The following is a 13,266-nucleotide window of genomic DNA, read 5'->3' on the forward strand; positions in this document are numbered from 1 at the left end:
GCCCTCAGCCCACTCCGGCCAGGGCCAGGGTCGAGCCGGTGCGGGTCTTGGTGACCTTGAGCTGGGCGGTGATCCTCGAGCGGAGCTCGGCGACGTGGCTGACGATGCCCACGGCCCGCCCTCCGTCGCGCAGCCCGTCGAGGATGTCCAGCACGCCGTCGAGGGTGTCCTCGTCCAGGGTGCCGAAGCCCTCGTCCACGAACAGCGTGCCGAGCTCCGTGCCCCCGGCCTCGGCCGTGACCACGTCGGCCAGGCCCAGGGCCAGCGCCAGTGAGGTGATGAAGCTCTCGCCGCCGGACAGCGTGGCCGGATCGCGGTCGACGCCGGTCCACCCGTCGGCCACCCGCAGCCCCAGGCCGCCGCCCGAACGCCCCCGGGAACCCGCCGTCTTCCGCAGATCGTGCCGCAGCAGGTAACGTCCCGCCGACATGTGGTCGAGCCGCTCGTTCGCGGCGTCCACCACCTGCCGCAGCCGCTCCCCCAGCACGAACGACGACAGGCTCATGCTCCACTGGTTGTCGCTGGACGTGCCGCTGGCCAGCGCCGCCATCCGCTCGGCGAGCCGGTGCCGTTCGGCCGCCGGACGCCACCGCTCGATGCGGTCGTTCAGCTCGCCGTACAGCTCCTCCAGCCGCTCCGCCCTGGCCACGGCGCGGTCCCGCTCGCTCGACAGCCTCGTGTACGCCTCCTCCAGCCGGTCCCGCTCGCCCTCGATCGCCGCCAGGTCGGGCGCGGGCTCGGCGGCGGCCGCGATCAGGTCGGGCTGGGCCAGGACGCTCGTGACGGCGGCGTGCTCGTCGTCCAGCCGCCGCAGCGCCTCGGCCTTCCGCTCCCTCTCCGCCGGACTCCTGAACGCCGCCTCCGCCTCCGCCACGTCCGCGAACCCCGCCTCGACGGCCGCCTCGGACGCGGCCTGCCCGGCTCTGACCAGCTCGTCCTCGGCGGCCATCGCCGCCTGCGTGGCCTCCAGCGCCTCCCGTAGCAGCTCGGCCTCGTCGTGCAATCTGGACAGGCGGGCGGTGAGGGTGGGGTCATCGCCCCGTGCCGCGTCCAGCCGCGCGCTCAACCGCCCGGCGTCCGCGCTCAGCTCCTCATGCCTGGTACGGCCGGCCGCCAGCCGGGCGGCGACCCGCCGCGCGCGCTCCTCCAGCTCCAGCCGTTCCCGGTTGAGCGCGGCCGCCTCCCGCGCCAGCACCGGCTCCTTGCCGGCCGACGCGCGCAGCCTGCGCAGCTCACCCTCGGCCCGAGCCAGCACGGCGGGCCCGTCCAGGTCTGCCTGCCCGGAGCCCTCACCGGCGAGCGCCTCGCCCTGCGCATCGCGCGCACCCGCCGCCCCCGGCACCGCCGCGTCCACGTCGGCACGGCCGACCTGCCCGGACACCACGTCCGCGCCACCGACCTGCCCGGGCACCGCGTCGGCGCCGCTGGCCTGCCCGGGCACCGCGTCGGCGCCGCTGGCCTGCCCGGACACCGCGTCGGCGCGGCCAGGCTCCCCGGACATCGTGTCGGCGCGGCCGAGCGAGCCGGGGCCGGCCTCGTCGCAAGCCCTGACGCGCCCCACCGCAGGAGCCGACTGCATGGAGCCGTCGCCCGGGGCGGTCTCCCCGAGGTCCTGGGCGGGCGCTCGAGTGAGGCGGGTCCGGAGCCGGACGCGTTCGGACTCCAGGTGGGTACGGTGGGCGCGATGGGCGGCGAGGGCCTCGGCGATCTCCCTGGCCCGGTCCCGGACCCGTTCGCGCTCGATCTCGATGCGGTCGAGGGCGGCCGCCAGCGAGGGCTCCCGGTCGGCCACCGCCTGCAGCCGGGCCAGCTCCTCCTCGGCCCCCGCAACGTGCGCCTCCGCCGTTTCGACGTCCAGGCCCCCGGTGGCCTCGACCGCGTCGGCGTGCCGGGACTCGAGGGAGGCGAGGGCGCGTTCGGCGGCCTCGCGTTCGGCCAGGGCGGCTTCGTGGGCGGTCTCGGCCGCGTGCTCGTCCTCGGCCGAAGGGGCGCTGGGAGCGGGAGAGGCGGGGTCGGGGTGGTGGTCGGAGCCGCAGACCGCGCAGGGCCGGCCTTCGGACAGGTCGCGGGCCAGCTCCGCCGCCATGCCGTCGATGCGGGCCTGGCGCAGGTCGAGCCAGCGTTCGCGCAGGGCTTGGGCATGGTCCACGAGCGCCTGGTGGGCGCTGACGGCCGCCTCCAGCTCCACGACCAAGGCCTCGCGGCGGCGAGTGGCCTCCAAAGCGGCTCTGGCGGCGTCGAGTCCCGCGGACGCCGCCGGGATGGCCGCCGCCTGTGCCTGCACCTCGCTCAGTGCCGCGCCGGCTTCGGCGATGCGTCCGGGCAGCTCGGCCTCGGCGGCCGACACCTCGGCCTCGCGCTGCGCCAGCGCGTCCAGTTCGACGGCCAGCCTGGCCAGCTCGTCGTCGATCTCGATCAGATGGGCGGCGGCATCCCGTACGGCCTGCGCGGCCGGGATCCTGGCGGCGTCCATCCGCGCCTCGGCCAGCCTGCCCTCGGCCTGTTCGATGAGCCCTGGCAGCACGGCCAGCCTTGCTCCTACGGCCTCATCGGCGCCGATCAGCTCGGCCAGTTCCTCCTGGACGCGCAGCAGGTCGCGCCGGACCACCGACAGCCTGGCCTCTTCGGTGAGCAGCTCCGACAAGCGCGCGATCTCCGCCTGACGCTCCCGCTCCAACGCGGCCAGCTCAACCGCCGTGGGCCCGCCCACCGAAAGGCCGACGTCGCGGCCCGCCGCGGCCCGGGAACCGCCCTCCGAGGGGCCGGTGGGGTTGGCTGCCTGCCGCGCCAAGAGGGGGCGCGCTCGGGCGAGGGCGTCGGCGGCCAGGGTGCGTGCTTTGCCGGCGGCCTCCGAACGCTGCCTGGCCGCCGTGATGAGGGGCAGCACCCGGTCGGCCCTGGCGGCGTCGTCGAGGATCGCCTGCAGGTCGGCCCGCTCGTCCGCCCGCTCGTCGAGGGTGCGGCGCAGGGTGAGCGCCTCGGCGTAACGGCGCTGCCGGTCGGCGAGGGCGGCGGCCTGCTCGAACCGCAGCCGCGCCGAACGCAGCGCCCGCCCGGCCGTCTCGTGCTGCTCGCCCGCCCGCTTCACGACAGCCCGCGCCGCGTCGAGCAGCGCGCCCGCCCAGCGCAGGGGGTCCGTATCGGGCGTGAGCACCCCGACGTCGGCCGCGTCGTGATCCACCAGGTCGTCGCCCGCCGCTTCCTCCACCCGCTTGACGGCGAAGTCCACCTGCTGCCGGAGCTCCTGTGCCTCCCGCCCCGCCAGTTTCCGGTGCTCGGCCAGCCACGACTCCGCCTGGGTGAAGACCTTGACCGTGAACAGCCGTTCGAGCAGCTTGGCCCGATCGTCCCCGTCCGCGCGCAGGAACTTGGCGAAATCCCCCTGGGGCAGCATCGCCACCTGGCAGAACTGGTCGGCGTTCATGCCCAGCAGCCCGCCCACCAGGTCGCCCGCCTCGTCGAGCCGGGTCGTCAACCCCTGCCAGTCGGACCCGTGCCACTCCGAGACGACGACCTTGGACTTCTCCTCCGTGAAACCGGTGCCGCGCAGCTTGGGCCGCTGCCAGGCCGGTGAGCGCTGGATGCGGAGTAAGCGGCCGCGGATGGACACCTCCAGCGTGACCGAGGGCCCGGCCGAGGGCGGGGCGTGGTCGCAGCGGAGGCTGCGGGCGCTGTTGCGTTGCCCGGGCACCTGGCCGTAGAGGGCGAAGCAGAGCGCGTCGAGGATCGTGGTCTTGCCCGCCCCCGTGGGTCCGTGGACCAGGAACAGGCCCGCCTCGGCCAGCGCGTCGAAGTCGACCGTCTCGGAGCCGGGAAAGGACCCGAACGCCGTCAGCGAGAGCCGGTGCGGCCGCATCTACGCCATCGTCTCCTTCACCCTCGACGCCTCGATGGCCTGTCTTAGCAGGTCTTCCTCCTCAGGTGCGGCAGGCTCGCCGCGTACTTCCCTGACGAAATCGAGGGCGACCTCCGCCTCCGGCCGCCCGCTGAGGCGTACGGGCTGGGCGGCCGGCGCCGCGCCGACCGGGTCGAAGGAGAGGGCGAGGGTGTGGGGGAAACGGGCGCGGAGCCGGTCCATGGCGGATTTGGGGCGGACGGCGTCGGTGAGGATCACCTGCAGCCAGTGATCCTCGAAAGAGGCATATTTCGGATTTGCCAGCAGCTCCTCGAGCTCCCCCCGCAACCGCCCGACGGGCCGCGGCACCGGAGCGGGCACGAACTCGGCCTCGGAGGAGCCGAGCGTCACCAGCCACGACCCCTTGACCTGCCCGACCTCCGAGAACGAGTAGGCCAGCGGCGAGCCCGAGTAACGCACGGTCTCCGACATCCGCTGCCGCCCGTGCAGGTGCCCCAGCGCGACGTACGACACCCCGTCGAAGACCGGCAGCGGAACGTGCGACACGCCGCCCACGCTGATGTCGCGCTCGCTGTCACTGGCCTGACCACCGGTGACGAAGCAGTGCGCCAGCACCACCGAGGCACGATGACGCGCCGCATCGGCCCTGATGCGGTCCATCGCGTACGTCAGCGCCGCCGTGTGGCTGCGATCGGGCAGCTCCCAGGCGGCGCGCACCAGCTCGGGCTCGAGGTACGGGATGCCGTAGAAGGCCACGTCGTCCACCAGCACCGGCTCCCAGGAGAGGTCGGGCGAGGTACGCACATGCACCCCTGCGGCCTCGAACAGCGCCGAGCCGAAGCGCAGCCGCAGCGCCGAGTCGTGGTTGCCGCTGATCAGCACCACCCGTGCCCCGGCCGCGCGCAGCCGCGCCAGCGCCTCGTCGAGCAGCGCCACCGCGTCGACCGGCGGCAGCGCCCGGTCGTAGACGTCGCCCGCGACCGCCACGACCTCGACCCGCTCGGACCGCACCGTCTCCACCAGGTGATCGACGAACGCCGCCTGCCCGGCGAGCAGGCTCTCGCGGTGGAACGCGCGCCCGAGGTGCCAGTCGGAGGTGTGCAGGATCCGCATGTCGCAGGAAGCTAACAGGTCTCACCGACAAATAAGGCCTCACCTGTCTCAGAGGCCGGGAGTAGGCTAGAAGATCGGCGGGCAAACCAACGCACATGGGGAGGCCGATGCGCACTGGCCGTGGCACCTTGAGCGTCGCCGCCGGTCTGGTGTTGGTGGCTCTTGCGACGGTCGGATATGTCCTGCCACCCGCGTTCGATCCGCCGCCGCTCAAGGTGGACCCAACCTTCCGGTCCGTTCCGGCGCAGCCGCCTGGCGAGCTGCGGCCGGTGGTGGCAGCCGATCCGATCCGCAGGGAGGAGATCTCCGTCTCGGCGGAGGGCCAGCGCCTGGAGGGCACGCTGCGGGTGCCGCTGACACCGGGGCGCCATCCGGCGCTGGTGTTCGTGTCGGGGTCGGGCAACGGATCGCGTACGGAGTTCACGCCGCAGGCGGAGTTCCTGGCCAAGGTGGGCGTCGCGACGCTCGCGTTCGACAAGCGCACGATCGGTTACGACTTTCGCCACCGCGACTTCTCGCTGCTCGCCGACGACGCGCTGCGCATGGTGGAGCTCCTGCGCGCGCGTCCCGAGGTGGACCCGGCACGGATCGGCCTGTGGGGCGTCAGCGAGGGCGGCTGGGTGGTGCCGATCGCGGCGGCCAAGAGCACGGCGGTGGGGTTCGTGGTCCTGGTGTCGTCCCCCAATGTCTCCCCGCTCCGCCAGGTCGCCTGGGCACTGAACGAGCAGCTGCTCAGGCTGCACGCCCCGATCGGCGCCCGCGACCTGCTGACCAGGGCGATGGGCGGGGTCGGCTTCAACTTCCTGAGATACGACGCGATGCCCGCATTAAGCGGGGTCAAGCAGCCGGTCCTGGCGTTCTACGGCACCACGGACCCCTCGATCCCCTTCGTCGAGTCCACCCAGGCGCTCCTCAAGGGGCTGAACAGGGCGGGCAACGACAACTACACGATCCGGTTCATGGCCAAGGGCGACCACGCCATGCGGGTGAACGGCGGCGACTTCACCAAGGGCTATCTCGAGACCCTCGCCAACTGGATCACCGGCCTGCCGGGCACGGGCAGGCCCGCGCTGCACATGGCGGGCGCCACGCCGGTGCAGCGGTTCGAGGCCAGCGACGTGCCGGCCGCCCCCTGGTACGCGGGCGGCACGATGCTCGGGCTGACGATCTGCCTGGCCGCCGTCGGCTACGTGGCGGGGCCGGTCGCGGCCATGGTCGTACGCCTGCGCGGCCGCGACCACCTACGCGCCGAGATCAACGCCACGCTGTGGCCGCCGATCAGGCGCAGGCTGCGCCGGATGGCCTGGACCGGCCTGGGCCTGCTGGCGTCGGTGGTGGCGTTCATCACCCTGCTGGTGCTGTTCTCGCTCAACCAGGCGGGCGCCTGGCCGGCCGTGCTGGCGGGCTGGCTGGTCGTGCGGCTGCTGGCCGTGCTGATGCTGATCCAGGAGGTCACGGCGGTGGCGGCGTTCGTGTCGGCGCTGCGTGAGGGCATGCGGCCGAGCCGCTGGCAGCACGTGACCGTGGCCGGCGTGCTGGGCGGCACCGGGCTCCTGCTGGTGGCGGCGGCCTACTACGGGCTGTTCTCCTTCCCCTGGTAGACGTAGGGACGCCTCGGTCGCTGCGTGGATCGGCGACCTGCATGAGCGACCGAACCCTCGTAGTGCCAAGCTCGTGCACCTCGATTCGGGTACGGGGCCGGCTACGGGGCGGACGTCCCCGGCAGGGCCTGGTGCGCCGGGTGGAAAAGCGCCGTGGACGGCCGGATGGCCGGGCGGCTGCTGATCAGCTCGGCTGGTCACGTTCCAGGAGGTCGCCAGGCACTTCACCCCGGGGTCGCGGTCAGGGCGAGGTTGTCCACGGTCACCGTGACGGGGGTGTCGGTGGCTGTACGGGACAAGTAGGTCAGGACGCCGGCCCCACCCGGGACCTGGAGTCCGGGGGTCGCGTCCGTGACGGAGAGCAGCCAGTCCGGCTCGGGCGCGCCGACGGCCCAGACCTTGCCGCGGATCGTGGTCGGCGACGTGCCGGTGACCTGGACGCGTACCCGCATCGCGATGCCCGCGCCCGCGGTCAGCCCGGGGACCCGCAGTGGCTGTGCGAGGTCGATCTCACTGCGGCCCGCCTCGGCGCGGATCAGCTGGAACAGGACCTTGCCGTTGGGCCGCAGGCTCACGTGCGCCCGGTAAGCCCCCACTGTCGGGACCCTGCGTCCCACGGCGGACACGTAGATCCCGCCGCCGGTGGGGGGCTTGTCCGCGGCGAAGGTGAAGCCGAGGTCGGTTCTGGTCTCCTTCACCCCGTCCAGGTACGCGCTGGATCCGACTCCGGGGGGCATCGTGATCCGGCCCTTCTTGCCGTCCACCGAGTAGCCGCTCGCCGGAAGGCCGACCGACCAGTGACGCTTCCCGTCGTCCGTCGTACCGAATCCGGTGCTGACCGTGCGCCCGAACGTGTCGGACACCCGCAGCCCCCCGCCCGGGACCGCCGACACACCCGGACTCGCCGACCCGCTGGGCGAGACCTCCCGTGAGCCCGTCCCGCCGAACGGCCGCAACCAGGCGAGCGCCCCCACCACGACCGCCACCAGCGCCACCGCCACGGCGAGCGCGACACGGCGGCCCCGCCCAGCGGTCCGCCCCATGAGCACCGGGACCCGCGAGGAGGGCGGGGCCGTCGGCTCCCCGGCCGGTGCCGCGGCGCCCCCACGACCGGCGGGTCCCGTGGTGTCCCCACGACCGGCCGCCCCGGCAAGATCCCGATCGCCGGCCGCGTCCGACGTTCCCCGGCCGCCGGCCGCGTCCGACGTTCCCCGATCGTCGGCCGGTTCGGCGGCGAGGCGGCTGCCCAGGCTGGTGAGCTCCACGATCGACCGGCCCCGGCCACCGGAGACCGGGTCGATCAGGCGGGACAGCAGCTCGCCCGCCGCCGGCCGGTGCGAAGGGTCCTTCTCCAAGGCGGCCGCGATCGAGTCGCGCAACGGCGGCGGGACCGCTGACAGATCCGGTTCGTGGGTGACGATGCGGTTCAGCACGTCCGCGATGCCCGCGGCGGCGAACGGGGAGGTGCCGGTGGCGGCGAAGACCATGGTGGCCGCCCAGGCGAAGACGTCGGAGGCGGGCGAGGCGGGGGCGCCGCTCAGCTGTTCGGGCGCGAGGTAGGCGGGGGTGCCGATGAGTCCGCTGGTCATGGTCGTGACACCGTCCGCGCGGGCGATGCCGAAGTCGACCACCCTGGGACCGTCCGGGCCGAGCAGCACGTTGCTCGGTTTGAAGTCGCGGTGCACGACGCCGGCCGCGTGGATGGCGGCCAGAGCCGTCGTGGTGCCGACGGCCAGCCGTTCCAGCTCGCCGCCGTGCAGGGGGCCGTGCTCGTGCACCCGTTCCGCCAGCGTCGGCCCGTCCACGAACTCGCTCACCACGTACGGCCGCGGCCCGTCCGGCACGGCCGTGAGCACGCGGGCGGTGCAGAAGGGCGCCACGCTCTCCACCGCGGCCAGCTCGCGGGCCAGACGGGCGCGGGCCTCGGCGTCGGCCCTGATCAGCACCTTCACCGCCACCTGCTGCCCAACTGGATCGCGGGCCAGGTAGACGATCCCCTGGCCGCCCTCACCGAGCCGGCCCAGCAGCTCGAACTCACCCAGACGCGGAGGATCCTCAGAGGCCAGAGGGGCAACCATGCCCCATACGGTACTGATCCACTCAACCAAGTGTGAGACGTCCAGGCCGCGCCCCTGCGTCCAATGTGACGAGCTCGCCCTTCCCCGCGAACGCGGCGGCCACCACCCCGCCGAACCGTGACGTCGTACGTCCCCGCGCATCGACGATCTCCGCCGTCCCATCGTGGACCAGCGCGAACCGGCGACCGTCCGGATCGGCGGCGACCGTCGCCTCCGTCGCGAGTTCCCTGGCCCAGATCTGACGCCCGTCCACACCGACACCCCGGACGGCCGTGTGCCGCACGCCCCGCTCGTCCACCCAGCGGTCCAGCACGACCGCGCCGGCCCGGCCCGCCGCGCACTCCGCGGCGACCCTCAGATCGGTCCGGAGCGGCACTGTGCGGCCGTTCACCAGCATCCGCGCGCTGGGGCCGGTGAGCACGGTCAGATCGCCGCCGTCCGCCAGGCAGGCCCCCCACACGCCCGCCGCGGGCGCCGTGCGTCCAGTCGGCCGCCAGCCGTGCCGGTCGCGCCGGAACCAGCGGATGTCGGCCCCCGCGACGTCCGGGTCGTCGTACGCGATGAGGGCGGCCGACCGCGCCGGGTCCTCCACCCAGAGGAGCCCCGCCGCGCTGGAGATCGGGATCCGCGTTCGCTTCACGCCGTTCCCGAGCACGGTGAGCCAGCCGCCCTTCCCCGGCGCGCTTTCGGCCAGCACAGCGTCCGATGGCCCCCGTACGCTGAGCACCCGCTTCCCTGCACCGCCCACCAGCGCGGCGCGCCCCATCAGCCGCCGCCAGGTCGGCACGTCGCCCGCGGGCGCGGACAGCACCGCGTCAGGGCAGCGCGCCGCGCAGACGGCGTCCGCGTCCTGGCGGTACGCCTCCCGGTCCGTCCAGCGCAGCTCCCCGCGTGAGGAGTAGCCCCGGTACGACCCGCTGCCGGGATCCGCCACCACCACACCATCGGACGAGACCGCGACGATCATCGGCGCGGTCCCGTACGGGGCGGGCGACGGCTGAGCGGACGGACGGGCCGGCTCCACGGCGGCACAGCCACCGGCGAGAACCGCCGCGACCATGAGACCGGCGAGCGCCACCCGACGACGACGCATGACAACCTCCCTCGACCGGCCAGGGCCGGGCCGCGCCCTGGAGGACACGGCCCTGCCCCAGCGAACGGGATCAGACGTTGCGCGTGTGACCGCTGCAGCGCGGGTCGGTGCCCCTCTTGTCGAAGACGACCTTGAACTCCACATACGCCGCCTTGTTCTTCGGCACCCTGATGCCGCTCCTCGGGACAGGGTTCCCGCCATTCTGCGTGCCGGAGTTGACCTCGGAGTACCCCTTGCGGATGTTGTCCGGGGACTTCCAGGTCCAGTAGATCGGGTCGTGGCCGAGGCGGTTGTCGTGCTTCACCCGGAACTCGACGTTGTTCTTGTTGCGCACGCCGCTCCCGCCGATCGTCCAGGAGAACTTGGTGAAGACGTGGTACCGGCTGCTGTTGTGGTAGTGCCCGGTGAAGTTGATGTACGGGCCGCCCTTGCTGCACGAGCCGGAGGCGGTCCCCATCGCGGAGGCCGAGGTCGCCCCCGAAGCATCCGCGACAGCGGGGAGGGCGGCGAGACCGGTTGTTGCGGCCCCGGCGACGGCCAGGGCGGCGATCGAGGTGCGGAAGGTGATGAACGCCATCGTGATCTTCCTCTCTCATGTGTCCATTGGACTGACGAGAGGAAGCTAGTCCGGGTGATGTTGAAGCCGTGTTGAGGCGGTGTTGAGGCGCGGAGCAGGCCGACACACGAGGTCGTCAGAGCAGGCCGTCACATCGGGGCGTCACACCGGGGCGTCACACCGGGGCGTCACACCAGGGCGGCGAGTAGGTCCAGCGCGGTCGCCCTGCCGGGTTCGTCGGCGATGCCGTCGAAGATCTTGAACGCGTCCTCGGCCAGCTTGCGCGCCGCGTCGCGGTCGCCCTCAGCCCGGTTGACCCGGGCCAGCGCCAGCAGCGCGTGCGCGTCCAGCAGCCGGTCGCCGAGCCGTACGGCGATGGACCTGGCCCGCTGCGCGCAGTCCCTGGCGTCGGGCACCCGCCGCTGCGCCAGCCGTGCCGCGGCCAGCTCCAGCAGGGTGTCGGCGTGCCGGTGCCGGTCGCCCAGAGCATCGAAGAAGCCCGCGGCGGCGGCGAGCCGGTCGGCTGCCTCGTCGGGGCGGTCGGCCCGCCGCAGCACCGCGCCAAGCGCCTGCTGCGCCTCGGCGCCCGCCCTCCCGCCGCTGAAGGCGTGCAGAGAGGAGGTCAGCTGGCGTTCTGCCTCGTCCAGACGGCCCTGTCCCAGGTACACCTGGCCGATCCTCCGCCGGACCTGCGCGGCCTCCTTGCCGCTGGACGTACCGAGGCTCGTGAACGCCTCGAGCGCCCGGGTGAGCAGATCCAGCGCCTCCGCCCACCGGCCCTCGGCCCGGCACAGGTCGCCCTGGTCGCGCAGGAGCAGGGCCTCGGCGCGAGCGTCACCCGTGCGCCGCGCCGCCGCGAGGCCGGTCTCGGCGACCAGCCGCCAGTCGTCCAGGAAGCGCCGCCGTTCCAGGAACGGGCCCAGCAGATGCGCGAGCCGCCACGCGCCCTCGTCGAGCCCGGCTCCGTATAAGTCGCCGACCAGGGCGGCGAGGAACGCGCGCTCGGCGACGAGCCACTCGACCGACTCCTTGATGTCCCTGGTCACGAAGCTGCGCATGGTCGGCTCACCGGAGACCAGCGGGAACCGGGACGCCTGCACCCGGGCCATCACGACGGCCTGGAGCCGCGCGAGCGCGTCCCGTACCGCATGCACGCCCTCCTCCTCCACCAGCCGCTCGCGGGCGTAGAGCCGGGCCAGGTCGTGCATGCGGTAGCGGACCTGGCCCGCCACGTCCACGGTGTGCGCCTCCAGCAGGCCGGCGTCCACGAGCGTGTCGGCCTGGTCACCGAAGACCTGGGCGGCCCAGTCGGCGACGTCGGGGGCCGACAGCGCGCCCAGCAGCCGCACCATGCGGCGCGCCGGCGCGGGCAGGCCCTCGTAGCCGACCGCGTACACGCTGCGGACCGTCTGGTCGCCCGAGTGAAGGCGGTCCAGCCGCCCGCGCTCGTCCTCCAGCAGGCCCGCGAGGTAGCCAGGGGTCCAGCCTGGTCTGGTGGCCAGGCGGGATCCGGCGATGCGCAGCGCGATGGGCAGCCCACCGCAGAACCGCATCAGCTCCCGCAACCCGCCGTCGTCCGCCCGTTCCTCGCCGATGAGCTTGACGAGCAGGTCACGGGCCTCGTCGTCGTCCAGGACGCCCAGCGGCAGCCGTACGGCGCCGGTCAGCCCGCCGAGCGCCGACCGGCTGGTGATCACGGTGGGGCACGAGGTGAGCAGCGGCCGTACCTGAGACTCGTCGGCGGCGTCGTCCAGCACGACGAGCATGCGGCGGTTGGCGGTGTAAGTGCGCAGCAGCCGCTGCCGCTGGCCCTCCGATGCCGGTACCGCCTGGGCCGGGCAGCCGAGCCAGCGCAGGAAGTCCTCCAGGATCGCGCCGGGCCGGGTGGACTCGCGCAGGTCCGCGTACAGGATCCCGTCGGGGAAGCGCTCCCTGTGCCGCCAGGCGGCGCGTACGGCGAGCGCCGACTTGCCCACCCCGGCCGGGCCGTGCACGACGACCAGGCCGGAGAACACCTGGTCGAGCAGGTCGGCGCGACCAGTGAAGTGGGCGACGTCCCGCGGCAACAGCACCGGCGGCCCCGCGGAGACGTGCAGCATCACGTCGTCGTGCAGCATGCGGTGATACAGCAGCTGCAGCTCGGGATCGGGCTCGATGGCGTGCCCGCCGTCGAGCTCGTCGCGCAGCGCCGTGTACGCGTCCAGCGCCTCCACGCGCCGCCCGCTGCGATAGAGCGCCAGCATGAACTGGCCGCGGAAACGCTGCCAGAGCGGGTGCTGCGCGACCAGCTTCCGCACCTCGGACAGCAGCTCGCGGTGCCGGCCCGCGTCCAGGTCGAGCTCGATCCGGCGCTCCAGGGCGAGCAGGCGAAGCTCTTCGAGCTCCTCGCGCAGCCGCCCGGTCTCGGCCCAGCGCCTCGCGTCAGGGTCCACGTCCGCCAGAACCGGCCCGCGCCACAGGCTCAGCGCCTCCCGCAGCTTGCCGCCGTCACGCCCGGACAGCCCCTCCTGTATGAGCCGGCGGAAGCGACCGACGTCGAGCTGATCGTCGTTGATGGCCAGCGTGTACGTGCCGGACACGGTGGTGATGACGTCCTTGCCGATCAGCTGCCGGAGCCGGCCGATGTAGCCGCGGATCAGCGAGTCTGACCGGTCGCCCTCCTCCAGCGGCCACAGCAGCTGTCGCAGCCGCTCGACGGTGAGCGGGCGGCGGGCGTTGAGCACGAACATCGCCAGCAAGTCACGGTGCTTCGGGGCGGTGGGAGTGCGATCCTCGGCGCCGTCACGTACCGACAATGCCCCCATAATCCGAAATTCCATGACAAATCCCCGGGTACGGCGGGCAGGACGTGGTGTCAAAGCCTCCACGATCCCACAGCTCCACCGCACCTCGTCGGCCCGGCCCGCGCCGATCACCACCACCGGACCGCTCCGGATCACCTCTGCCGGACACGGGCGGAGCCCCCGCTG

Annotated in this window: 7 protein-coding genes; 1 reads left to right on the forward strand and 6 read right to left on the reverse strand. The window is 73.5% G+C overall.

Translation table 11 applies throughout. The features are described from left to right. Positions 1–4: 4 nt before the first annotated feature. Both AB0J64_RS00115 and AB0J64_RS00120 read right to left on the reverse strand, forming a co-directional pair. Positions 5–3,856 (reverse strand): SMC family ATPase, encoded by a 3,852-nt coding sequence (locus tag AB0J64_RS00115; RefSeq protein ID WP_364018334.1) that lies wholly within the window; start codon positions 3,854–3,856, stop codon positions 5–7. Further along, positions 3,857–4,969 (reverse strand): exonuclease SbcCD subunit D, encoded by a 1,113-nt coding sequence (locus AB0J64_RS00120; RefSeq protein WP_364018336.1) that lies wholly within the window; start codon positions 4,967–4,969, stop codon positions 3,857–3,859. It abuts the gene before it with no gap. A 107-nt stretch (positions 4,970–5,076) separates the two neighbouring features. On the opposite strand from AB0J64_RS00120, the gene AB0J64_RS00125 reads away from it, so the two are divergent. Continuing rightward, positions 5,077–6,570, forward strand: a complete 1,494-nt coding sequence (locus AB0J64_RS00125) for a prolyl oligopeptidase family serine peptidase (protein WP_364018338.1) — start codon at positions 5,077–5,079, stop codon at positions 6,568–6,570. 224 nt (positions 6,571–6,794) lie between these two features. Here the strand turns inward: AB0J64_RS00125 and AB0J64_RS00130 are convergent, their stop codons facing one another. From AB0J64_RS00130 to AB0J64_RS00145, 4 genes are all read right to left on the reverse strand, one after another. Then, positions 6,795–8,648, reverse strand: coding sequence for a serine/threonine-protein kinase (locus AB0J64_RS00130; RefSeq protein WP_364018340.1), 1,854 nt, complete (start codon positions 8,646–8,648; stop codon positions 6,795–6,797). Positions 8,649–8,670: 22 nt separating this feature from the next. Next, the gene (locus AB0J64_RS00135; RefSeq protein WP_364018342.1) at positions 8,671–9,741 is read right to left on the reverse strand and encodes a hypothetical protein; all 1,071 of its coding nucleotides are present in this window, start codon (positions 9,739–9,741) and stop codon (positions 8,671–8,673) included. Between the two features lie 70 nt (positions 9,742–9,811). Continuing rightward, positions 9,812–10,318, reverse strand: a complete 507-nt coding sequence (locus tag AB0J64_RS00140; protein WP_364018344.1) for a hypothetical protein — start codon at positions 10,316–10,318, stop codon at positions 9,812–9,814. A gap of 167 nt (positions 10,319–10,485) precedes the next feature. Next, a complete protein-coding gene (locus AB0J64_RS00145; protein WP_364018346.1) occupies positions 10,486–13,116 on the reverse strand; it encodes a BTAD domain-containing putative transcriptional regulator in 2,631 nt (876 codons plus the stop codon). Positions 13,117–13,266: the final 150 nt, after the last annotated feature.

The sequence above is a fragment of the Nonomuraea sp. NPDC049695 genome (genome assembly GCF_040674955.1).
Classification (GTDB): domain Bacteria; phylum Actinomycetota; class Actinomycetes; order Streptosporangiales; family Streptosporangiaceae; genus Nonomuraea; species Nonomuraea helvata.